General features: G+C 40.1%; 24 protein-coding genes and 1 pseudogene. 12 read left to right on the forward strand and 13 right to left on the reverse strand.

Going from position 1 to position 24,053, the window contains the following annotated elements; translation table 11 throughout:
• Positions 1–562: 562 nt before the first annotated feature.
• Positions 563–982, reverse strand: coding sequence for a hypothetical protein (locus AN213_RS11470; RefSeq protein WP_054561333.1), 420 nt, complete (start codon positions 980–982; stop codon positions 563–565).
• Positions 983–1,328: 346 nt separating this feature from the next.
• On the opposite strand from AN213_RS11470, the gene ccoN reads away from it, so the two are divergent.
• The 10 genes from ccoN to uspE all read left to right on the forward strand — a co-directional run bounded on the left by ccoN (position 1,329) and on the right by uspE (position 10,255).
• Positions 1,329–2,762: a cytochrome-c oxidase, cbb3-type subunit I gene (gene ccoN / locus AN213_RS11475; protein WP_036967883.1), complete on the forward strand. Its 1,434-nt coding sequence runs from the start codon at positions 1,329–1,331 to the stop codon at positions 2,760–2,762.
• 12 nt (positions 2,763–2,774) lie between these two features.
• On the forward strand, positions 2,775–3,449 hold the full coding sequence (gene ccoO / locus AN213_RS11480) for a cytochrome-c oxidase, cbb3-type subunit II (RefSeq protein WP_054561332.1): 675 nt from the start codon (positions 2,775–2,777) through the stop codon (positions 3,447–3,449).
• Positions 3,450–3,454: 5 nt separating this feature from the next.
• Positions 3,455–3,640, forward strand: coding sequence for a cbb3-type cytochrome c oxidase subunit 3 (locus AN213_RS11485; protein WP_054561331.1), 186 nt, complete (start codon positions 3,455–3,457; stop codon positions 3,638–3,640).
• A complete protein-coding gene (gene ccoP / locus AN213_RS11490) occupies positions 3,637–4,602 on the forward strand; it encodes a cytochrome-c oxidase, cbb3-type subunit III (RefSeq protein WP_054561330.1) in 966 nt (321 codons plus the stop codon). Before AN213_RS11485 ends, ccoP begins: the two co-directional genes overlap by 4 nt.
• Positions 4,603–4,751: 149 nt before the next feature.
• Positions 4,752–5,243: a FixH family protein gene (locus AN213_RS11495; RefSeq protein WP_054561329.1), complete on the forward strand. Its 492-nt coding sequence runs from the start codon at positions 4,752–4,754 to the stop codon at positions 5,241–5,243.
• A gap of 9 nt (positions 5,244–5,252) precedes the next feature.
• Complete coding sequence (locus tag AN213_RS11500) at positions 5,253–7,628, forward strand: heavy metal translocating P-type ATPase (protein WP_055198681.1); 2,376 nt, start codon at positions 5,253–5,255, stop codon at positions 7,626–7,628.
• Positions 7,625–7,792 carry a cbb3-type cytochrome oxidase assembly protein CcoS gene (ccoS, locus tag AN213_RS11505; protein WP_054553052.1) on the forward strand — a complete coding sequence of 56 codons (168 nt, stop codon included), beginning with the start codon at positions 7,625–7,627 and terminating at the stop codon, positions 7,790–7,792. Before AN213_RS11500 ends, ccoS begins: the two co-directional genes overlap by 4 nt.
• Entirely contained in the window at positions 7,785–8,456 is a 672-nt protein-coding gene (locus tag AN213_RS11510) for a sulfite exporter TauE/SafE family protein (protein WP_054561327.1), read from the forward strand. The genes ccoS and AN213_RS11510 overlap by 8 nt, the downstream gene beginning before the upstream one ends.
• Positions 8,457–8,494: 38 nt before the next feature.
• Positions 8,495–9,229, forward strand: a complete 735-nt coding sequence (locus tag AN213_RS11515) for an FNR family transcription factor (protein ID WP_054553050.1) — start codon at positions 8,495–8,497, stop codon at positions 9,227–9,229.
• A 102-nt stretch (positions 9,230–9,331) separates the two neighbouring features.
• Positions 9,332–10,255, forward strand: a complete 924-nt coding sequence (gene uspE, locus AN213_RS11520) for a universal stress protein UspE (RefSeq protein WP_055021043.1) — start codon at positions 9,332–9,334, stop codon at positions 10,253–10,255.
• Positions 10,256–10,303: 48 nt separating this feature from the next.
• Here uspE and ttcA read toward each other — a convergent pair whose 3' ends face one another.
• From ttcA to AN213_RS11550, 6 genes are all read right to left on the reverse strand, one after another.
• Positions 10,304–11,197, reverse strand: a complete 894-nt coding sequence (ttcA, locus tag AN213_RS11525; RefSeq protein WP_054561325.1) for a tRNA 2-thiocytidine(32) synthetase TtcA — start codon at positions 11,195–11,197, stop codon at positions 10,304–10,306.
• A 225-nt stretch (positions 11,198–11,422) separates the two neighbouring features.
• On the reverse strand, positions 11,423–11,842 hold the full coding sequence (locus tag AN213_RS11530) for a hypothetical protein (protein WP_055021044.1): 420 nt from the start codon (positions 11,840–11,842) through the stop codon (positions 11,423–11,425).
• Positions 11,843–11,960: 118 nt separating this feature from the next.
• On the reverse strand, positions 11,961–12,275 hold the full coding sequence (locus tag AN213_RS11535; protein WP_054561321.1) for a hypothetical protein: 315 nt from the start codon (positions 12,273–12,275) through the stop codon (positions 11,961–11,963).
• Positions 12,276–12,286: 11 nt separating this feature from the next.
• Positions 12,287–13,180: a polyphosphate kinase 2 gene (gene ppk2, locus AN213_RS11540; protein ID WP_095209745.1), complete on the reverse strand. Its 894-nt coding sequence runs from the start codon at positions 13,178–13,180 to the stop codon at positions 12,287–12,289.
• A gap of 495 nt (positions 13,181–13,675) precedes the next feature.
• Entirely contained in the window at positions 13,676–14,344 is a 669-nt protein-coding gene (locus tag AN213_RS11545; RefSeq protein ID WP_055198682.1) for a DUF2987 domain-containing protein, read from the reverse strand.
• Positions 14,337–15,155, reverse strand: a complete 819-nt coding sequence (locus AN213_RS11550) for a glucosaminidase domain-containing protein (RefSeq protein ID WP_054561319.1) — start codon at positions 15,153–15,155, stop codon at positions 14,337–14,339. Before AN213_RS11550 ends, AN213_RS11545 begins: the two co-directional genes overlap by 8 nt.
• A 214-nt stretch (positions 15,156–15,369) precedes the next feature.
• Between AN213_RS11550 and AN213_RS11555 the strand changes: the two genes are divergently transcribed.
• Together AN213_RS11555 and AN213_RS11560 are read left to right on the forward strand one after the other, a co-directional pair.
• Positions 15,370–16,665, forward strand: a complete 1,296-nt coding sequence (locus AN213_RS11555; protein ID WP_054561318.1) for an anti-phage deoxyguanosine triphosphatase — start codon at positions 15,370–15,372, stop codon at positions 16,663–16,665.
• A gap of 101 nt (positions 16,666–16,766) precedes the next feature.
• Positions 16,767–17,858, forward strand: coding sequence for a DUF481 domain-containing protein (locus tag AN213_RS11560; RefSeq protein ID WP_055198683.1), 1,092 nt, complete (start codon positions 16,767–16,769; stop codon positions 17,856–17,858).
• 67 nt (positions 17,859–17,925) lie between these two features.
• Here AN213_RS11560 and AN213_RS11565 read toward each other — a convergent pair whose 3' ends face one another.
• The 6 genes and pseudogenes from AN213_RS11565 to AN213_RS11590 all read right to left on the reverse strand — a co-directional run bounded on the left by AN213_RS11565 (position 17,926) and on the right by AN213_RS11590 (position 23,960).
• Positions 17,926–20,079: a prolyl oligopeptidase family protein gene (locus AN213_RS11565; protein ID WP_055198684.1), complete on the reverse strand. Its 2,154-nt coding sequence runs from the start codon at positions 20,077–20,079 to the stop codon at positions 17,926–17,928.
• Between the two features lie 161 nt (positions 20,080–20,240).
• Positions 20,241–21,242, reverse strand: a pseudogene (locus AN213_RS11570) (branched-chain amino acid aminotransferase); the annotation flags it as partial.
• A gap of 178 nt (positions 21,243–21,420) precedes the next feature.
• The gene (locus AN213_RS11575; RefSeq protein ID WP_054561314.1) at positions 21,421–22,209 is read right to left on the reverse strand and encodes an SDR family oxidoreductase; all 789 of its coding nucleotides are present in this window, start codon (positions 22,207–22,209) and stop codon (positions 21,421–21,423) included.
• A 21-nt stretch (positions 22,210–22,230) separates the two neighbouring features.
• Positions 22,231–22,734: a DUF962 domain-containing protein gene (locus AN213_RS11580; RefSeq protein WP_055198685.1), complete on the reverse strand. Its 504-nt coding sequence runs from the start codon at positions 22,732–22,734 to the stop codon at positions 22,231–22,233.
• Positions 22,735–22,838: 104 nt separating this feature from the next.
• Positions 22,839–23,243: a hypothetical protein gene (locus tag AN213_RS11585; protein WP_055198686.1), complete on the reverse strand. Its 405-nt coding sequence runs from the start codon at positions 23,241–23,243 to the stop codon at positions 22,839–22,841.
• Positions 23,244–23,297: 54 nt separating this feature from the next.
• Complete coding sequence (locus AN213_RS11590) at positions 23,298–23,960, reverse strand: Crp/Fnr family transcriptional regulator (protein ID WP_055198687.1); 663 nt, start codon at positions 23,958–23,960, stop codon at positions 23,298–23,300.
• Positions 23,961–24,053 lie beyond the last annotated feature (93 nt).

Consider the following 24,053-nt stretch of genomic DNA (forward strand, 5'->3'; position numbering starts at 1 on the left):
CTTTAGTCAGGTAGCGCTCGTTATTATTAGAATCACGAGTCAGCGGAGGGCAACTTAGGCTCAGTTAACTGAACGAAAACTGAATGACAGGTTAAAGAAAAAACAACCCAAAAATAGCGTATCCATTTTGGGTAATAAGGTTTCACGATGTATCAATGTTAACAGAAAAAAACACTGCTACATCAGCAAGCTAACATTATTAAGTAGCAAAAAAAACACGATTGAAATCAATTGCACGCACTTTGTAATCAAGTGTAACTAAAGGCCGATTAGTGCTACAAATGAAATTTTTACAAGTTGATCACACAACGTTATAAAAACCGTAAAAGCTTGGTAAGACTGCTAACCATAGTTATTCACTTAAATTAACTAAATAGACAAAGTTAGCCCGTTAAACAGTGTATTAGAGGAAGAATTTTTGTTTTTGTTCCATCAATTTGTAATACCGTATAAAGATATGGCTAATAAAGAACATTAAAGTAGAAAAAGATGACGTAGGGATGACGACAATCACAGCTTTTAAATAATCAAAAGCTGTGATCAACAATAATAAGGGAAGATGTTATCGAGTTTGCAGTGAATCGAAATAATAAAGCAAAGTTTGTGGTTGATTGTCACCAGTAGTATAAGTGAGCATCATTTTCCAGGTCATTACAGGCTCAGAGCATGCGCCAACCATAGTATCAGCAACCCAAACTTGCCCTGTCTGTTTAAACTGCAGTGGAATAAAACCCATATACATAGTGACCCCTTCAAGTTTTGCAGAGAGGTTTTTAGCATCTTTCGGCAGCTTTAGGTTGATTGCAAAAGGCAACTCAGGGCTGACATCTGGGTTGCTCAGCCAAACTTCTGCATTATTAGGGTAATAACAATGACTATTGTTCTCACAACTTGTACTTGTGCTGCCCTCTTCTATACTTTGGCTATCACATGCAGCTAAAAATACACTGAAAAGGAAAACGGGTAAAAAACTAGTTCGCACTCTATTTGCCTGTATAAAATAAAAGCGGATACTAGTGAGCTACCCGCGAAAAGACAACCATGCTAGATGGAATAAGCTAATAAAAATACAATCTCTGACAAAAAATAACCAACAAAGCGCTAAAATTTGATTGATGTCATAATTTTATGCAATTGACCTATCTTTTTAAGGTCAAAAATTTTATCATTTCCATCGCAAAAATAAGGGTTTCTCGAGTTTGTTTTCTGAAGCTAGCACCGCTAAGTTGGCTTTAGGTAACACGCTTGTGAAGTAATAGTAGGCCCCACTTTGTATAAAAGTGGGTAATTCATTTCTAAAACGCATTTATTGCAGCGGAAGCCAGAAAATGAGCCAAACAGTAGCATCACAAACTGAGTACAATTATAAAGTTGTACGCCAATTCGCTATTATGACAGTGATTTGGGGCATCGTTGGCATGAGTGTTGGGGTTCTGATTGCTGCCCAATTAGCTTGGCCAGCACTTAACTTTGATACACCATGGTTAACTTACTCTCGACTACGTCCGTTACACACGAACGCAGTAATTTTCGCATTTGGTACAAGTGCACTTTTTGCGACGTCTTATTACGTCGTACAACGTACATGTCAAACGCGCCTTTTCTCAGATAAACTAGCAGCCTTCACCTTCTGGGGTTGGCAACTTGTTATCGTACTAGCAGCGATTACCTTACCGCTAGGTATCACCAGCTCAAAAGAATACGCTGAACTTGAATGGCCAATCGATATTCTTATCGCCGTTGTTTGGGTAACTTACGCAGTTGTATTCTTTGGTACGTTAATCAAGCGTAAAGTATCGCACATCTATGTTGCGAACTGGTTCTACGCTGGTTTCATCATTACTGTTGCCGTTTTACACATTGTAAACAGCATGGCAATTCCAGTTTCACTAACTAAATCATACTCTATCTACGCAGGTGCTGTAGATGCAATGGTTCAGTGGTGGTACGGTCACAACGCTGTTGGTTTCTTATTAACTGCTGGTTTCTTAGGTATGATGTACTACTTCGTACCAAAACAAGCAGGTCGCCCTGTTTACTCTTACCGTTTATCGGTAGTTCACTTCTGGGCTCTTGTTTCTTTATACATCTGGGCAGGTCCTCACCACCTACACTACACTGCGCTTCCAGACTGGACGCAAAGCTTAGGTATGGTTATGTCAGTAATCCTATTCGTTCCATCTTGGGGTGGTATGATCAACGGTATCATGACGTTATCAGGTGCATGGCATAAACTACGTACTGACCCAGTACTTCGTTTCTTAGTTGTTTCTCTATCTTTCTACGGTATGTCTACGTTCGAAGGCCCAATGATGGCTATTAAGTCAGTTAACGCGCTTTCTCACTACACTGACTGGACTGTAGGTCACGTACACTCAGGTGCACTAGGTTGGGTTGCAATGATTTCTATCGGTGCTATCTATCACCTAATCCCTGCACTATTCTCACAAGGCCGTATGTACAGTGTTAAACTAGTTAACACGCACTTCTGGTTACACACTGTTGGTGTTGTTCTATACATCGTAGCAATGTGGATTTCAGGTGTAATGCAAGGTCTAATGTGGCGTGCAGTAAACTCAGACGGTACGTTAATGTACAGCTTTGTACAGTCATTAGAAGCTTCGTATCCGTTCTATATCATGCGTTTCCTAGGCGGTGTATTCATCGTAACAGGTATGCTAATTATGGCTTACAACGTTTATCGTACTATTGCAGCGAAGAAAGATTCGCTTCAATTAGACGCTGACGCACAATTGGCATAATGGAGTAGCACGATGAGCAATAATAATTCACAAAACAAACACGAAATAGTCGAAAAGAACGTTGGCCTAATGGCTATCTTGACTGTCTTTGCAATCAGCTTTGGTGCGTTAGTTGAGATTACTCCACTAATGTTCCAAGACGATACGACTAAACCTGTTGATGGCTTACGCCCTCTTACAGCGTTAGAAATGGAAGGTCGTGATATCTACGTGCGTGAAGGTTGTTACAACTGTCACTCACAAATGATTCGTCCTTTCCGTGACGAGGTTGAGCGTTACGGTCACTACTCTGTAGCTGGTGAGTCAGTATGGGATCACCCATTCCAATGGGGTTCTAAGCGTACTGGTCCTGACCTAGCTCGTGTTGGTGAGCGTTACTCAGACGATTGGCACCATGCTCACTTAATGGACCCACGTGCTGTGGTTCCTGAGTCAAACATGCCAGCGTTTCCTTGGTTAGACGAAAACAGAGTCGATACGACCCATACACTTAAAAAGCTTCAAGTATTCCGTGATAGCTTCGGAATCGACAAAGCAAGCGACCGTTACGACGGTAAAGGTTACGGAAGCGACGAAGAGCTAAAAGCTGACATTGCGAAAATCGAAGCCATGAACAATGGTGAAGGCGCAACTGAAATGCAAGCTCTAATCGCTTACTTACAACAGCTTGGCACACACTTGAAGTAATTATTATGGATTACGGAACATACAGAGGCATTTTGACTCTGGTAATTTTAGTACTGTTTATTGTGATTGTTGTATGGGCATACAGCAAGCGTAGCAAAAGCCGATTTGATAACGCTGCTAATGCCATATTTGAAGATGAAAAAAAACACAACAACACAATCTCTAACGAGGAAAAGGAGTCTGAGAAATGACTAGCTTTTGGAGTATATGGGTTATCGTATTAACCCTAGCGTGTCTTGCTATCATCTTCGGCCTACTTCTGTGGAACTTAAAAAACTACACAGGTGTTAAAGAAGGCGAAAGCTGTGGTCACGAGTTTGACGGCATTGAAGAACTAAACAACCCACTACCAAAATGGTGGACTTACATGTTCTTCGCGACATTCATTTGGTCTGTATACTACCTTGCTGCTTACCCAGGTTTAGGTAACTGGGAAGGTTTAGGTAAATGGACAAGTTCTAACCAAGGTATTACTTCTTTAGCTGAGTCTAAAGAAGCGACTGAACAAGCATTAGCTAACGGTGAGAACGTTCAATTAGACCAAGAATTTATCGCTGCTGATGAGCGTTTTGGCCCAATCTTTGAGTCATTCGCAAAACAAGATATTGAAACACTAGTTAAAGATGAAAAAGCGCTTGAGATTGGTCAACGTTTATTCTCACAAAACTGTGCACAATGTCATGGTTCAGATGCACGTGGTGGTCAAGGCTTCCCTAACCTAACGGATAACGATTGGTTATACGGCGGTACACCAGACAAGATCAAAGAAACACTTCTTTACGGTCGTGTTGCTGCGATGCCACCTTGGGGTGATGCACTTGGCGAGCAAGGCATTAAAGAAATGACTGCTCACGTACTTAGCCTTTCAGGCCGTACTGTTAACCAAAAAGACGCTGCTGCAGGTGCTGCTAAGTTTGCAATGTGTGCTGCGTGTCACGGTGCTGACGGTAAAGGTTCAGTTGCACACAATTTACCATTTGGTGCACCTAACCTAACAGATAACATCTGGTTATACGGTGGTTCTAAACGTGCTGTTGAAGAAACACTAATCAATGGCCGCGCCGGTGTAATGCCAGCATGGAAAGACATTTTAGGTGAAGATAAAGTTCACTTATTAACAGCGTACGTTTACAGCTTATCGCAAGATAAATAACCACGCGGTTAATAAAATGTATAAACAATTAATCTTTTAATTCAATAGATTAATTAAGATCAAAAAAGCCTCCATCTGGAGGCTTTTTTTTAGTCTTTTGCTTTTAAATCCGATAAAATGCGTACAACGTTTTTAAAGGTATAAGTACTATGAAACCCACTCCTTGGTATAAAAACTTTTGGCCATGGTTTTTAATCTCTTTTCCTCTTGCAGCCATCATCGGCTGTGCTGGTCTTATTTATATGGCGATTGGCAACGGCCCAGATATGGTTGTTGATGATTACTATAAAAAAGGCAAAGCAATTAACCTTGAACTCAGCAAATTTAATAAAGCAAAAGCACTTTATTTACATGGCGATTTAAATGTTGCAGGCGACAAAGTAACTTTCACTTTCACCAAGGGTGATGCAAGCAATGTTCACTCTTTAAAAATGTCATTTTATCATCGCACCATTAAAGCCAATGACTTTGATGTAAGCCTAATGAAAAACGCCCATGGCGATTTTACTGCCCTACTCGACACCCATGTTGACGGTGCATACACAGTGTTTATTGAACCAATCGATAACAGTTGGAAACTTAAAGAAGATGTCATTTTGCCAACTGATAAAACGATTTCGATTAGCCCTGAATATAAGTAGTAAACTCTAATGTCCGATAATTGCTTTCATTGTCTTGAAAGTGTGCCAAAAGGCTTTAATGCGACTGTCGAAATAGACGGTAAGGCACAACCTATGTGTTGTATTGGTTGCCAAACGGTTGCTGAGAATATCGTCGCCCAAGGCATGACCGATTACTATAAATTTAGAACTGTGCGCTCTGGTAAAGTTGAACAACTTGTTCCAGAGCAACTCGAGTTGATTAAAAGTTACGATAACGAAGATATTCAAGACGAGTTTATTTCAGCCACTAATGATTTATCAGAAGTACTATTAACGGTTGAAGGCATCACCTGTGCTGCCTGCGCTTGGTTAATCGAAAAACAACTACTTAACTTAAAAGCAATCAAACGTGTTGATGTAAATACTTCGACTAATCGTGCCATGATCCAATGGGATAAATCGGTTACACCGCTTAGCCAAATTATCACCTCATTACACGAAATCGGCTATAAAGCCTATCCGTTTCAGGCAGACCTTGAAGCGAGCCAAAAACAACAAGCCGCAAAAGCTTATATCCGCCGTTTAGGGGTTGCCGGTCTGATGACCATGCAAGTAATGATGTTTGCTTTTGCCATGTATTTTGGCATGTTCTCTGGCATGGAAGAGAACTTTGAGCAGTATTTTCGCTGGATAAGCTTAGTGCTTGCTTCTCCAGTTATTCTTTACAGTGCCCTGCCATTCTTAACCAATGCCATTAATGGTTTAAAAGCCAAACAGCTGAATATGGACTTACCCGTTTCATTAGCGATTTTTGGTGCTTATGGGGCAAGCTGTTATGCCACATTAATGTCGGTTGGCGAAGTTTATTTTGAATCTATCTGTATGTTTACCTTCTTATTGTTATTAGGTAAATATTTAGAATTTAGAGCCCGTTTAAAAGCCAGTGAATTTACCGCTAATTTGCAAAAGTTACTGCCGCTTACAGCTCGTATTATCGATGAGAATAATCAAGAGTCGATAATTGCGGCTAAAAAACTAAAACTGGGTGATGTTGTATTAATCAAAGCAGGCGAGACAATTCCTGCTGATGGTATTGTTACAAAAGGTCAAACAACTGTTGATGAAGCCATGATGACCGGCGAACATCAACCCGTTAATAAGTTTGTCAGCCATCAAGTTTACGCAGGAACGATTAACCATGATGGCGTGATCCGTATTGAGATCAATAAAATCGGTCAAAATACCCTCCTTAATCAAATTATTAAGTTACAACACACAGCGTTAACCAAGCGCCCGCGATTAGTTGAGATAACAGATAAAGTAGCGCAGTGGTTTGTTGCCTGTTTATTAGTGTTTGCCTCAATAACAGCAATTGGTTGGTATCAAATAGACCCTGAACATGCCTTTTGGGTTACTATTTCTGTACTTGTTGCAACCTGCCCTTGTGCGCTTAGCTTAGCAATTCCAACCGCTCTCACGTGCGCTGTAGCCAGCCTTACGAAGCGTGGAATTTTAATTAAACAAGCCCATGTGTTAGAAACGCTACCACAATTAACAGATATCGCCTTTGATAAAACAGGTACTTTAACGCAAGGTCGCTTTACCATTGAACGCGTTGAACTAGTTAACACCCAATACAGTGAAGCTGATGCATTACGCTTAGCGGCGCAACTTGAAAGCTTCTCTGAGCACCCTATTGCTAATGCATTCGCTGGTTTCAACGACACAGTGAACCCTATTGAAAATGTGACTATCGAACCGGGTAAAGGCATTACCGCTTTACTAAATGATCAGCACCTTGCGATAGGCAAAAGCGGTTGGTTTGATACCGAAAAAGCAGATGCTCAAGCAACCTTATATATCGATAAACAAGTCATTGCGCGCTTTTATCTTGCCGACAGCCTACGTAATAACGCAGAAAAATTGATTACTACACTTCATTCGCAACAAATTAAGTGCCATATGTTAACGGGCGATGCCTCTAACAGTGGTGAGCGAATTGCAAAACAGCTCAATTTAGATACCGTGCATGCTGCATGTAGCCCTCGCGACAAACAAACCCATGTCGAAGCACTTGCAAGTAAAGGTGCCATTGTTGCTATGGTGGGTGATGGCGTGAATGACAGCCCAGTATTTGCCAGTGCCCATTTATCTATTGCGATGGAAACCGGCGCTGATATTTCCAAAAATAGTGCCGATGTGGTATTACTCAATAGTGATCTAACAGCCATAGAGCATTTGCTTACTGTCTCGAAAAAGACGCGCCGTATTGTTAAGCAAAACTTGGCATTATCACTTATTTACAATGGTTCGATTTTACCATTGGCAGCCCTTGGGCTCGTTGCTCCTTGGATGGCTGTAATTGGTATGTCTGCAAGCTCCATTTTGGTTATTACCAACTCATTAAGGTTATTAAAACTATGAGTATCATCTACATGCTTATCCCAATTGCCATTTTATTTGTGCTAATTGCCATTGGGGTGTTCTTTTGGGCTGTAAAAAGCGAACAATTTTCTGATTTAAACAAACAGGGCCACAGTATCCTGTTCGAAGACGATAAAGAGCAGCACAACAAAAGTAATGATTGATCCGCTGTTTATTAGTGCATTTATAATGGGCTTGTTAGGTAGTGGTCATTGCCTAGCGATGTGTGGTGGCATTGCCAGTAGTTTACAACTTGCCGCCAACAAAAACCGTGCAGTGAGCTTTTCGGTTGCTTATAACCTAGGCCGCGCACTCAGTTACATGCTTGCCGGTGCTCTTGTAGCAGGAATTAGTAGTCGCTTTGCAGCGCAAAATACTTCTATATCGATAGCGTTGTCGTTTTTGAGTGGTATTTTTATGCTCCTTGTTGGGGTTTACATTATGCGTTTAGCGGCAACTCTACAGTGGCTAGAAAAACTTGGCAAAACCCTAGTATGGCAGCATTTAGCTAAACTTAATCGTTATTTATTACCGGTCGATACTACCCCAAAAGCCCTACTCTATGGCGCTTTGTGGGGCTGGTTGCCCTGTGGATTAGTTTATTCAGCGCTAACCTGGGCACTGACTAGCCCATCAGCATCACATGGTGCAGGTGTGATGTTGTTTTTCGCGTTAGGCACCTTTCCTGCCATGATAAGCGTAGGACTCGTCAGCCAGAAAATTAACACTATTTTCAACCATGTTTGGACTAGGGTTATTCTAGGCAGCGTAATAATATGGTACGGTATATACTTATTAATTATAGCAACCGATAAGCTAATTCATTAATCTTACGTGTTGTTAACTTATTTGAATGGATTTGATGTATGGACTTCTCACAAAACAAGTCAAAAGGCTTATGCACAATTAGCTGTAATAATTGCAGTATCAGCCAGCTATGTTTGCCATTTTCATTAAACGGTCAAGAAATGGATCGTCTCGATGAAATCATCGAACGTAAGAAACCACTGCATAAAGGTGATTATTTATTTGAGTCTGGCGAAAGCTTAAATGCCATTTATGCAGTACGCTCTGGTTCGTTTAAGTCTTATACTTTGTCAGAACAAGGTGATGAACAAATTACTGGTTTTCATCTAGCTGGTGATTTAGTTGGTTTCGATGCTATTAACAAAATGGCTCATCAAAGTTTCTCACAAGCCCTTGAAACTTCAATGGTATGTGAAATTCCATTCGATACTCTAGACGAATTAGCAGGTAAATTACCTAAGCTACGCCAACAAATTATGCGTTTAATGAGTAATGAAATTAACTATGACCAAGAAATGTTATTGTTACTCAATAAAAAGTCAGCTGAAGAGCGTCTAGCCAGTTTTATTTATAATCTTGCAGAGCGTTTTGGTGAACGTGGTTTCTCACGAAAAGAATTCCGTTTGACCATGACACGCGGTGAAATCGGTAATTATTTAGGCCTTACTGTTGAAACAATTAGCCGCCTTTTAAGCCGCTTCCAAAAAGCAGGTTTTATTAAGGTTGAAGGTAAATTTATCACCATTTTGGACCAGCAAGCGCTTGCAGCAACAGCAGCGATTAAATGTAAATAGAGTTTGATTTAACGCAACTTTATATTGTTTGCCCCTTTAACTGTTCTAAATTTAGGTTACACTCAAAGTACTACTTTTTGCGGAACAGTTAAGGAGCAGCACATGGACGCAATTAAACGAATTTTAGCAGTTATAGACCCAACCAAAGAGCAGCAACATAGTTTAAGCCGCTCAATTGATCTAGCCAAAAAATCTGGCGCGACCATCACCGCTTTCCTCAGTATCTACGACTTCTCTTATGAAATGACCACAATGCTTTCTGCTGATGAGCGTGAAGCAATGCGCGAAGCCGTCATAAAAGACCGCCAAGAATGGTTAAATGAACAAATAGCACTTTACCCAGAGCTTACCATTGATAGCTGTGTGGTTTGGCATAACCGCCCTTACGAAGCCATTATCAATACCGTGATCAACGATGGTTTTGACCTTGTTGTCAAAGGCACTCATCAACACGATACACTTAAGTCTGTTATTTTCACCCCAACTGACTGGCACCTCATTCGTAAGTGCCCTGCTCCAGTTTTGCTTGTTAAAGAGAAAGAGTGGCCTGAAAAAGGCAATATTTTAGCTGCTGTGAACGCAGTGAGTGAGAATGAACAACACCTTGAACTTAATAAGCGTATTATCAATGACGCTCGTTTCATTTGTGATTTGGCCAACGCAACGCTTAACTTAGTTAATGCCTACCCAGCAACTCCAGTTAATATCGCTATTGAAATCCCTGAATTCAACCCAGGCGTTTATAACGAATCAGTTAAAAAACATCACTTTGAATCAACGCTTTCATTAGCTGAAGGGTTTGATATTGATAAAGCTCATTGCCACATTGAAGAAGGCTTACCAGAAGATGTTATTCCTGATGTGGCTGCACGCCTCAACAGCGAATTAGTAGTGATAGGTACAGTTGGACGTACTGGCTTAAGTGCAGCGCTTGTCGGTAACACAGCAGAGCATGTTATTGATAGCCTTGACTGCGATGTTTTAGCACTAAAACCAGACGGCTATGTGAGCCCACTTGCTAAATAACCTTTTAAATATGCATTAAAAAAGCCCCAGTTTGGGGCTTTTTTCTTTTTATATATTTGTTACATCAATAAATAATGATTCATCAATGTTTGTTGATGAGACCACCGCCTCGCTAAAGTCATAGCTTTCACGATTGCCTTCTCTATCAAGTGGTAAATTTTCAAAATCAAATAAGTTTCTGTCTGCAAGCTGGCTTGGACTAACATTTTGTAAAGATTTAAAGATACTCTCAACACGACCTGGAGTTTTCTTATCCCACTCAGTCAACATGGCTTTGATTGATTGACGCTGCAAGTTTTCTTGTGAGCCACATAAGTTACAAGGAATAATTGGGAAGTCTTTGTGCTCAGCGTATTTAATTAAATCTTTTTCACGGCAGTATGACAACGGACGGATTACCACGTTACGTTCATCATCAGAGCGCAATTTTGGTGGCATCGCTTTTAGTCGTGAACCATGGAACATATTTAAGAACATTGTCTCAACGATATCATCCATGTGATGACCAAGTGCTAGTTTGGTTGCACCAATTTTTTCTGCAAATGAATAAAGTGTGCCGCGACGAAGTCGTGAACACAGACCACAGGTTGTTTTGCCCTCTGGTACTTTTTCTTTTACTACTGAGTAAGTATCTTTATCAACGATGTAATACGGAATATTTAGCGTTTCAAAGTAATCAGGCAAAATGTGCTCAGGAAAACCAGGTTGCTTCTGATCAAGGTTTACTGCAATCACTTCAAATTTAATCGGCGCTGCTTTTTGTAAATTAAGCAAAATATCTAGCATTGCAAAAGAATCTTTACCACCACTGATACATGCCATAACAACATCACCGTCTTCAATCATGTTGTAATCAGTAATCGCATTACCAACATGCCTTCTTAGACGCTTTTGAAGTTTATTAAATTCAAGAGTTTCTTTTCTAGTATCAGTTTGATTCATTTGCTCTGCTCATACAGGCTTTGTAAGCCATGTTTCATAGTAAAAAGTTCGGCGTGGATTATACGGACTTTTTGAGTCAGTTGAAATGATTAGCGTGGGATAATTAAAGCGCTTATCTCGTAGAGATACCACGTAAAGCAAAGCGCTTTGGGTATAGGCCCTCAGGTTCTTCAATTTACAGGCTGAAAGCTCTAATTTTCTGACCTCTGTAAACTGATCACTGATTTATTTTACTGTGCATTTGTAACGAGAAGCTGTACAAGCAAGGTCAGGCCAATCATCTCTGCCCCAACAGTATTTATCATTTCTAAGAGGTTTTAGATGCCAAACCACAGGCTTGCCCTTTTTATCTAAGCGGGTTTCATTTTCAAGCTGCACACGGATTAAATTTTTCTCTGCTGAGAGAATATTGTAAACGAAGGTTTTTCTCGCTTCAGACGCGGAAATATAGCCCTGCTCATCATAAGAGATTTCTAATGTTTTATTTTTAAACGTTATGGTATGAAAATTAGCTTCACAAACTGGGCTATTTGTAGACTGCCATGAGCCTTGCAACTTAGTTTGCATTTCTTGGTTGATAGGTGAATGACTGCTACAAGCTGAACATAGCAGTAAAATAACAAAAATAGGCGCTGAAGTTTTCATTAAGATGCTTTTAAGTCCCTGAAAAAGTAAGGTTTAGCATATCGAGAATCGTAAAAATGTCCAGCTATACGCTTAATAAAAAACAAAGGGCACATGAGCCCTGTGCCCTTTGTTAACTTTAAGCGCTTTTAGTTTTAGCTTTTTTATTCTTTGCCATTCGTTTAGCACGTTTTATTGCCGACTTTTTCGACGCATTTTTCTGCGCTATTTTTAACACTTTAGCCTCTTTTAATTGCTTTTTTGCTGCTTTCAAGCGCTTTTTAGCATTTTCGGCTAGTTTCTCTGCTTCACTAGCGCACTCTACAGCTGCTTGTGCTTTAAGTGCTGCATCTTTTGCAATTTCAGTGGTTTTGGCCACTTCTTTTTTACTCTTTTCGAGAATTTTTTCGAGCTTAGCAAGACGTTTCTCAAATACTGACTGTGAATTTTGCATAGTATTCTCCTTTACTGACGTGCAGACATGCGGGTAGGTTCTGTGACAATAAGCGGGTCGAGACGATTCACAATTTCGTGATCTTTTTCTGGGTAATCCAAACAGCTTAAGAAATGACGCATACAGTTGATACGCCCGCGCTTTTTATCATCAGAGCGAATTTGTGTCCAAGGTGCATCCTTAGTATGGGTATGAAACATCATGGCATCTTTGGCATCACTGTAATCATGCCATTTAGCCAGTGATGCCATATCAACTGGGCTTAGCTTCCATTGTTTGAGTGGATCATTTTGGCGAGATTTAAAGCGTCTAAATTGCTCTTCTCTGCTGACCGAAAACCAATATTTAAATAGCTTAATACCGCTATTCACCAACATACGTTCAAGTTGAGGAGTTTGACGCATAAACTCTAAATATTCGTGATCATCACAGAACCCCATTACCTTCTCAACACCGGCTCGGTTATACCAAGAACGGTCAAATAATATAATTTCACCCTTTGTTGGCAGGTGGTTAATGTAACGCTGAAAGTACCATTGATCACGCTCTCTTGCAGATGGTTTTTCTAAAGCCACCACGTGCGCCCCACGAGGGTTTAAATGCTCCATAAAGCGCTTAATAGTGCCACCTTTACCCGCCGCATCTCGACCTTCAAATAAAATCACAATTTGCTGGTTGGTCTCTTTTACCCAGTCTTGCATTTTTAAAAGCTCGATTTGCAGTTCGTGTTTATGACGCTCGTATTCAACTACGTCCATTTTGCGTTTATATGGGTATTTACCGTCAGCATTCCACTTTAAGCTTGGGTTTTTAACATTTAGATCAAAAACCACATCCTGCTTCGCATTGGCTTCGGCTAATTTCTGCTGTTTAACTGATACAGGTTCGACATTGACTGTCTGCATAACGACTCCTTTTAAACTATAACTACCTATATTGAGATCTTTATAGTTTTACTTTAAGCCAGTTATTGCTAAGTAACTTGATCTAAATCTATATTTTCAATTCTTGAAAAATCATTTAAAAATAGAAGGTTAGCACTTAGTAATTAAGTAAAAATAAGGATGCTAAAATAAAATTAAACCTTTTATCTATAGCAAGAAACAATCAGTAAAAACGCATATCTTCATACTGTTTTCAGATCTAAAAACACGCTAATTCTTAAATGCACAGCAATACAAATAGTTAGAAAAGATATAAATTAAAGGGAATAATGTAGATAAAATAAACAGTCAAAGTAACTGCACTGCTTACGATGAATTTCAGATTTTGATGCTAAACCAAAATAACGAGGAAACTCTTTAAAAAAAGAGACATAAGAACTATCTGCTTCACAACGAAAAAAGGACCTAATAAGGTCCCTTTTGTCAATATTAAAACGCTTTACCAATATATGGTCGCTATTTAACAATCCACGGTGTGGCACTGATGGGCTCAGCATGACTGCTAAGCACTGTGTTATCGTCTTGCCAGTCGTCTGTTACTTTTATTGAACAACGCTGCTCTTTACAGCTAACGTCATTTGCCGAAATAGCATCTTGGCCATTAAATTTAAGAACAACACCTTGTTGTTCAGGCAGTAAAAACCACATTAATTTGCTAACAAAAAAGCCTGACAAATCAGATAAAAGCTCGTCAAATTCTTCATTTAACGTATATAAGTTCGCTTTACTGAGTTCAAAATCAGCCAGATCAGTTGCTTCAATTTGTAACTTTAACTGGCATTCATGTTTTGGATTTTCAGGTTGAACAACAATTACGGCTTTATCAGTATCTAGTTGCTTATCAAAAGGTAAAAGTAACTGAGCCTTATCTGTATATGTTAGGTCAAACTCTTGTTTTTCTGTAATTATTTTACCTGATTTAATTGTGCATACTTCGTTGCTAGCAATATCAGACAAATAAAAGTTAACTTGAGCGTATTGAAACTCGCCTTTATTAACAACTTTCAAACGATCGTAAAAGCCATCATAGGCAACAACAAATTCTGTTGCAGCGGCCTTTGAAGCAACTGCACCTAGCGCAACCGCGATGGTTGCTGCTTTTAACCATGGAAGGAGTTTATTCATCAAAGTAAGCTCTGTTTTGATTTATCATTTTATTCAATTCTTCAATGTACGCTTCACGTCGTTCAGAGTAAGACAGTAAACCTTGTGTTAGCTTAGTTGCATCAATTGGCTTTTGCTGGCGACGTAAATCAGCACGAATTGATCTTAAATCTTTATACGCCGCATGGGTATTAATATTTTTAAAATAAGAGTTTACAGCAGCACGTACCGATTGAAATGCAGCCACTTCGTGAGCAGCTTCGTTGGCACGGCGACGAGGAACCATGCCACAGCCTTTTTTATAACACCACTGACCGAAAAAGTTTAAGCCAATACGTGCAAAGCGTGACGTACCCCATGCTGACTCATTAGCTGCTTGCATAAGCGCAAGCTCTTTAGGAATGATATCAACACGACGAAGTGCCTGGGTAAGCGATAAAGTATCTATGGTGGTAGGCAACTTGTAGCTATTCAGTATTTTTTTAATATCTGATTGCTGTTTGCTACTTAGTGGCTCATTGTACTCCAGCATCATGCGCGCGATTTCTAGAGTCGCACGCTGCTGTAAAATCTTTTTATTTTCGGCCTCAACATGAGGGCGAATAAAATCAAAAAATGCATGTTTCTTTTCTTTCACATCAGTAAAATCTGCAAAATCTGGCAGTTTTACATTATGTAATGGCTTTTCTTTTTTGATTACGCGCTGGGTCCCTTTTGGCGTTGTCTGCGATTGTTCAGACCCACTTTCTACTACTTCTTTATCTACAAATGGCGATAACAACGCCCATGCAAAAAAAGCAGCAAGTAAAGCTCGAAAAACGTAATTAAGCATGTATTCTCTCATATAAACTACTACTCATGTGCGGTAACGTCACGCACACACAAAGGCGAAGTATACCAAAACCCTCTATTTTTGGCGAATTTGCCCTAAGAGAATTACCTAAACCTTTACCAAAATAGCGTGATTTAGCGCCAATTTACTCGCAATTTTCAAGCGCTTGCGTATACTGAAAAGCAAGCAAACGAGAAAAAGGTAGGTTATTTTTATGTGCCAATCTTGGCAAGCTCGCATTATTGATCAGCAAAAATATCGTCCAAACGATAACCGCTCAGCTTGGCAAGTTGACCGCTCTCGAATCATCCACGCCGCAGCCTTTAGGCGGTTGCAGGCTAAAACCCAAATTATGGGTATTGGCTTAAATGATTTTTATAGAACCCGTCTGACCCATTCTTTAGAAGTTGCTCAAATTGGCAGTGGTTTATTACGTCATCTAAAAAAGCAGCACCCTGAATTTACGAATTTTCCGAGCGGTAGCCTACTCGAGACCCTATGTCTTGCTCATGATATTGGCCACCCTCCTTTTGGGCATGGTGGTGAAATAGCATTAAATTACATGATGCGCGAGCATGGAGGCTTTGAAGGTAACGCGCAAACATTAAGAATTGTGTCTAAGCTTGAGCCCTATTCAAATGGCTATGGTATGAATTTAACCAGACGCACCTTGTTAGGTTTTATTAAATACCCAGCCTTTATTGATGATTTATGGCACAGCATTCCACCTTTGAGTGAGCAGCGTAGCTTTATTAAAGCTGACCATTGGCGACCAGCCAAAGGCTTATATAAAGACGATAAAGATGTTTTCGACTGGATCATTGATCCACTGTCGAATAACGATAAAGCGCTGCTGAGTAGTCATTATAAGGTTGATGAGTTTAGAGCTAAAACCCATTACAAATCGATAGACTCAGCAATTATGGAATTAGCCGACGATATTGCTTATGCCGTACATGATTTAGAAGATGCCATAGCTACAGAGGTTTTAACGCTGGCTGATTGGCAAAATCATGCCCTTGTACAATTACAAGAGCTTGACTCTGCATGGCTAACCACCCATTTGAGCTCGATAACCGCCAGACTCTTTTCTCATCACGAGTATGAGCGTAAAGACGCTATTGGTGAGTTGGTTAACACCTTTATTATTAACGCTCAGTTAGTTGTACAAAACGCAGATTTCGAATCAGAAATACTGCAATACACAGTAAGCCTACCGGATGAATTTGCCGAAATTCTTAACGTGCTAAAACATTTTGTTTTTAAACGTTTAATTCGCGAGCCAAAGATGCAGCAAGTTGAATTTAAAGGGCAAAACCTGTTGATTGAGTTATTTAGTGCTTTTGCCAGCGACCCAATGCGCTTATTACCTGAAACAACCCAAGAAATGTGGCTAAATGCGCACCAGCAAGGTGATAATGCAATGCGCATAATATGTGACTACTTATCAGGGATGAGTGATGAATATGCTTATAAAACCTATCAGCGCTTGTTTTTGCCATCTGCTTAAGTAATTTTTGAACAGTAGTTGAAATTGTTCTAAAATTAAACAGGTTATAGTAATAACAACCTCACCCCTTGAATGCATTTTATTTAACATGGATTGAAATAATGCTCAAAAAATACCTGCTTATTAGTGCTGCTGTAGCAAGCTCATTTGCTTGCTATAGTGCAGAATCACTTCCTGATCCGCTTCTTGAAGAACGCGGCATAATCATAAAAGATGCCACTCATTTCGATTGGGTACGGCTGAATTCGGGCGAATGGCTCAAAGGCGAGCTAGTCTCCATGTATGATAAAGAGATTGAGTTCGACAGTGATGTGCTCGACACATTAATTATTGATCGCGAAGATGTCTACATGATTATCTCAGATCGTCACCATACTGTGCGCTTTAACGATGGTAATGAGCTAAGCGGCACATTAAATATCTCTGGTGGTTTTGTGAAAGTTGGCGAACAAGAAGCTAAATACCGTTATCGCGATTTAGTCTCTATTGCTCCTTCAGTTGAAAGCGAACTCAGTGCATGGACAGTGAAAATATCACTAGGTGCCGATATATCAAAAGGTAATACTGACCAAACCGAATATTCGGCTCGTGCAGATATCAAGCGCCGTACGGCGTCTAGCCGTTTCCTCGCAGAGTTTTTAGGTTATCGCACCACCAGCGATGAGCAAGTCACTAAAAACAACATTCGCGCTAACGGTACCTTCGACTGGTTTCAGACCCAAAAAATGTATTACCGCCCTATCTTCTTTGAGTACTACCGTGATCCGTTTCAAAATATCGCTAACAAGTACACTGTGGGTGCCGGTGTTGGTTACTATGTAATGGATACCGATAAAACAGAATGGGATTTTTCAACAGGCCCTGCTTATCAAAAAACTGAGTTTGATACTGTCGCTACGGGTGAAGAAAAATCAAATTCATCTTGGTCATATTTTCTCGGCACTAATTACGAGCTAGAGGTCACCAAGAAAATTGATTTTACCTTTAATTACCGCTACCTAACTGCAAACAGTGATGCAGGTGGTGACTCTCAATATGCGATGGCTGCGTTTGAGTTTGAGATCACCGATGATATTGATTTTGATATGTCATTAGTATGGGACTATTTAGCTGACCCGATTGCCGATGAAAACGGTGTAGTACCAGAAAAAGAAGATTACAAAATGATTTTCGCGCTGGGTATCGATTTATAAACATCCCAATTAATCGATATAAAAACGCCGAGCTTAGCTCGGCGTTTTCATTTTAGTTAAGTATATCTTATAGCGATTTAACACCCATGTTGTATAGGGTAAAGCCATAAATATCAGCGTATTGATCAATGATCTTACTGGTTGGTGTTCCTGCACCATGACCTGCATTTGTTTCAATGCGAATAAGATACGGATTTTGTTTCGCACCTTTTTCTTGTAGCTCTGCTGCAAACTTAAATGAATGCGCAGGCACAACACGGTCATCATGATCCCCTGTTGTTACTAAGGTTGCTGGGTAGCTAACACCCTCTTTTACATTATGAACTGGTGAATAGCCTTTTAAGTACTCGAACATTTCTTTACTTTGTTCACTCGTACCGTAGTCATACGCCCAACCAGCACCCGCTGTAAAGGTGTGATAACGCAGCATATCTAAAACACCTACAGCAGGAAGCGCAACTTTAAATAGCTCAGGGCGCTGTGTCATAACCGCACCAACTAATAAGCCACCATTTGAGCCACCACGTACCGCTAGGTAATCAGGTGAGCTGTATTGTTTTTTGTTTAAGTACTCAGCCGCAGCAATAAAGTCATCAAATACATTTTGTTTCTTAAGCTGTGTACCATTTACATGCCATTCTTTACCGTATTCGCCACCACCACGAATATTAGCAACAGCATATACACCACCGTGCTCAAGCCATGCCGCAATTGTAGGGCTGTAGCTTGGTGTTAGGCTTACGTTAAAGCCACCATAACCATATAAAATAGTCGGATTTTTACCGTTAAGTTCGGTGCCTTTTTTGTACGAAATAATCATCGGAACTTTGGTGCCATCTTTTGATGTATAGAACACTTGTTCAGAGATATATTCTTCGCTATTAAATTTAGCGCCCGACTTGCGGTATACATCAGACTTACCTGATTCAACATCAAACGAATAGGTATTGCCTGGTGTAGTGTAATTAGTAAATGAGTAATACAGCGTTTGTGCATCGTGCTTACCGCTAAAGCCATATGCAGTACCCACACCTGGCAGGCTGATGTCACGCACCAATTTGCCTGATTTATCGTATTGTTTTACTTGTGAAATCGCATCAACCATATACTTAGCAAAGAAGTAGTCACCACCTTTTGAAAGGCTAAGCACATTGTCAGTTTCTGGGATTAAATCTTGCCAATTTTCAGGGCTTGGATCAGCTGCATCAACAGTCACTACACGTTTATTTGGCGCGTTTAAGTTAGTCACTAAATACAGTTTCGAGCCGTCATTATCAATAATTGAGGTATCTGAGTCAGTGTTATCTAAAATAGTCACTAGCTCGCTGTCAGGCTTAGTTAAATCTTTGATAAACAGTTTATTACCTGAAGTTGAAGTACTTGCAGCAATTATTAAATAACGATTATCACGGGTTACATCAGCACCAATATAACGATGTTTCTGAGCCTCTGTGCCACCATAAACTAATTGGTCATCTGCTTGTGCCGTGCCTAACTTATGGTAGTAAACTTTATGTTGATCTGTTTTTGCAGACAGCTCACTACCCTTTGGCTTATCGTAGCTCGAATAATAGAATCCCTCGTTGCCAAGCCAAGAGATACCGCTGAATTTTACATCGACTAATGCTTCTTCAATTGGTTGTTTAGTCGCTGTATCAATAATGATAATTTTGCGCCAGTCACTGCCGCCTTCAGAGATTTGATAAGCCGCTAGCGTGCCGTCCTCTGTGAATGTTAAGCCCGACATTGAGGTTGTGCCGTCGCTACTGAAAGTATTTGGATCTAAGAAAACCTCAGCTTCTGAGTCGCCTTTTTTACGATAAACTACATACTGATTTTGCAGACCATCGTTTTTATAAAAGTAGGTGTACTCACCCTCTTTAAATGGCGCTGTGACTTTTTCATAGTTCATCAACTTTTCAAGCGTAGTTTTTAGCTCATCGCGATACGAAATATTTTTTAGATAAGAAAAGGTAACGTCATTTTCGGCTTTAACCCACTGGGCTGTTTCGTCGCTCATATCGTCTTCTAACCAACGGTATGGATCGGCTACTTTCTCACCGAAATATTCATCAACAACATTGCCTTTTTTAGTTTCTGGATAATTCACAGCAGCTTTAACCTCTGCAGTTTTCACTGTTTGTTCTGTTTTTGTTGGGGTAGATTCACCGCAGCCCGCCAATGCAACAACAATTGCACATGCTAGTGTTTTCTTGATCATAATAAATTTACTTTTAGTTATTGTTAATAAAATGAAAGTAAAATTAAAGCATTAGAATGTCTAGTAATTTGCGGTTAAACACAGGAACTGCTGTAAACCAATGTAAAAACAAAAAAGCCACGTAGTAACGTGGCTCTTCAAAGCATGTATTTGCTCAGCGATTATACTTTTGTTAACCAGCCATGAGTATCTGCTGATTTACCCCATTGAATATCATTCAATGCTTGGCGTAATTTAGCAACTTTCTCACCTGGTTCACCTGACCCCACTTTAAACTCTTGGTCGTTATGAATAAGTGTGCCAACCGAGGTAAGTACCGCAGCGGTACCTGATAACGCAGCTTCAGTACCTGGTTTAGCAGCTCTTTCTAGTAACTCAGACACAGTAAAGTTACGCTCAGATACTGTCATACCTAAATCTTTAGCAATCGTTAAAATACTATTACGCGTCACACCGTGTAAGAATGTGCTATCAAGTGCTTTAGTGATGATTTCATCACCATCAATTAGAATGAAGTTTGCAGCACCAGTTTCTTGTACATCACCACCAGGGCAGAATAAAATTTGGTCTGCTTGATGCTCTGAGCGAGCTTCTAAGATTGGACCTAATGCACTTGCATAGTTACCACCACTTTTAACCATACCCATGTGTGGTGCACAGCGCATGCCGTCTTCTTCAAGTAATACACGTAATGCTGTAGCACCGCCTGAGAAATAATCACCTACTGGCGAAAGCAATACATAAAGCAAGGAACTCATTGACGGTGCAGCCGCTTTACCGATTGCCGCTTCTGTACCAATGTGAGTTGGGCGAATATACATTGAACCCGGCGGTGTTGGTGTTTCGTCTGCGTACTCTTTTACAATGTCTTTGATCATTTGCTCAAGCATGCTTTCGTCAAAGTCAGGTAAGTTGAGTAACTTAGAGCTTTGTTTCATACGAGCAATGTTAGCATCCATACGAAAGATATAGACCGAGCCATCTTCGTGACGAAATGCTTTTAATCCTTCAAAACAGGTGCTTGAGTAATGTAATACGTGAGCACCCGCATGTAATTCGATTTTATCAGATGGGACCAGCGCGCTTTCACTCCATGAGTTATCAGCAAAACGTGCTTGGATCATTTGTGGCATAAATACAGTACCAAATGCGGCCATTGTTGTTCTCTCTTGTTTGGACTACTTTTACCCCATTGTATGCTAATCCATCCCCGTTTAACCATAGCAAACTAGTGCCTTTTATAGATTAAAGTGATAATAATCCGACCATTTGGTACAAAAAATGCGCAACCCAAGTTGCGCATTGTTTACTGAGAATCATTCGCTAACAAATGACTATAAATTATCTGTAGTTCATTTTTGCTGTGAGGCGATTAAAAAAGCCCGGGAAAAAACGCTTGATAGTCGGTGCTAAACCACTTATTCCTTCACCAATAACAACTTCATCTTTCTCGGCTTCAATGGCTTTAATCATTTTTGCAGCCGCTTTTGCCACATCCATACCGTTTTCAATTGATTCCTCTGGCTTATTTTGCGGTTTACCTTGGCCATCTAACGAATTATGCGCAATGGCTGTTTTAATTGAACCCGGGCAAATAGTCAGGCAATTCACATTTTTGTCGGCTAGTTCTGCTCTTAAGCAATCCATAAAGCCGACAACCGCATACTTAGAACCCGAATACCCAGTTCTGAACTTTGAACCGACTTTACCCGCTACACTGCTAATTGATACCACCATGCCCATACCTTGCTTCACCATCTGTGGTACGACCGCCTTAGTTAAAGCAATTAAACCAAAGTAATTTACTTCCATCAGTTGGCGATAAACAGTAAATTCATTTTCTAAAAATAGACTACGCTGCGACACCCCACCGTTATTGATAAGCACATCAATGCGGCCAATTCGCTCAATCACTGCTGGCATATCTTCAAGTAAGGCTTCGGGCTTTGCCAAATCAAGAGCGACCACATGATGATTACCACCGAGCCTTGTATTAAGAGCGTTGAGTTTTTCCTCATTGCGGGCAGACAGTACTAGCGTTGCCCCTTTTGCCGCCAATTGCTCACAAAGTGCCTCACCAATTCCAGAAGATGCCCCAGTAACCCAAACTGTTTTACCATTTAATTGCATGTGTGTTCCTTATTATTGTTGTTATGCTTTGTTAGGCCCTGCATTTTGTTCGATATGATCAGCAATATCTTTATAAAAACCAAGCATAATCAAAAACTCTGCTAATACAAATAACGGGCCTATGACCAAACCAATTAAATCATCAACAAAGGCTGGCTTTTTACCTTCAAAATAGTGACCAATAAACTGAAACACCCAACCAACAACGAAACTGCCAATGCTCACAGCTAGCCATAACTCTGTTGAAAGCGACACCACAGGCTCAGCAGCAATGCTTAACAAACTTAAGCATACAGCCATAATTAACCCCATAGATAAGCTAAGCATTAAGTAATAAAGACAGGTGAGTGTAATTACCACGGTTGCTAAAGAGATAACGGCAGGCTCTGAGATAAGCGTGACGCGTTGTAATAAACAAATAATTGCAAACACAATTAATGGAATGCCAATAAAGTGAGTGTAAATATTGCGTTTAGAACGGTGATAAAGGGCGTAATTTGTCAGTTGTTGTTTTAATGTTTTCATTGTTTTTCCTGCCAAAACTGTGTTCAAAATTCAGATTAGCAGAAAATTTACCATCAAGAATGTCAACTAGCCGACATTTAAAGTAGCTAGCTTAAACTCACACATTAAACCAGCGCATCAATAACTTTGCCTTTTTCAGCTTCTGGTCGCATATCCATGCGTTCGCGACCTTTTTGATACTCTTCATCGAGCATCGTTTGCAGCTCATTCATTTTTTCTTGCAGTGCTTTAGTATCGGCACCTTGTTGTTGCATTTGTTCAGCAAGCTTCTCTATTTGCGCTTTTATTTCATCAATTTTCTCTTTATCAACCCCGAGTCGCTGATAAACCAAAGCTTCTTGTGCCTGCGCTAAAAAAGAGCTGGACTCAGACTGCTTTTGTAAAAGTTGTTGTGCTGAAGATGCAGGCTTATGCATGGCTTTCACACCATCAGTGCGAGCCGTTTGCGACAGCTTAGCAACAGCCGAAGCGTGATAAGGGTTATATTGATTATGAAATGTAATTGCCACAAGTTGTCTTCCATTTAAGCTTGATTACAACTTTGTAGCAATTTAAGTTCCAAGCTAGCATTGAGATTGCAATTTATCTATATCAATAATCTCAATCGTTTGATATTTAAGATTAATAATTGAATCAGCTTGCAGGGATTGTAATATTTGGTTAATGGTTTGCCGTGTTAAATAGGTCATATCGGCAAGTTGTTGCTGGGTAAGCGGCAAACAGCTTTGGAGTGACGATAGATAAAGCATGCACAACCGCTTACTTACCTTTTGCTTTGCTGTAAGGAGTGCGTGATCTTCTAATGAGTCAAACAGGTTTCGCACTTTATTGGTAAGCAGAAGCCCAAAATCATGCCAATATGCAGGGCTTTCTTGTAATAACTGGCTTAATGCCCGCTCAGGTACGTGTAAAAGTCGTACCGCAGTTTGAGCATACACATCGTGGGTGCGCTTACCACCATCAAACAGAGCAACTTCACCAAACCACATAGCACTGGTTACAAAACTGAGCACGGCTTCTTTGCCTTGGCTATTAACCCCAGAAACTCTAAGCACGCCATTAATAACACAATACAGACCGGTATTTTCATCACCACGCAAAAACAATGCATCACCCGCATTTAAGGTGATTAATTTAGCATTTTTTACTAGCTTGTCCCTAAATAATTGTGTGCGATTTTTAAACCATTTGTCTTGGTTAATTACCGAAAGGTCTTGTTCATTCAAGTGTTTATCCTTTACATTGGTGTAGTGTGCATATATCCAAGCCACCTCAAAATGCAGAATTCAGCGTTTCACAGGTTGTTTGGATATCTAAAT

It is taken from the genome of Pseudoalteromonas sp. P1-8 (assembly GCF_001399985.1).
GTDB lineage: Bacteria > Pseudomonadota > Gammaproteobacteria > Enterobacterales > Alteromonadaceae > Pseudoalteromonas.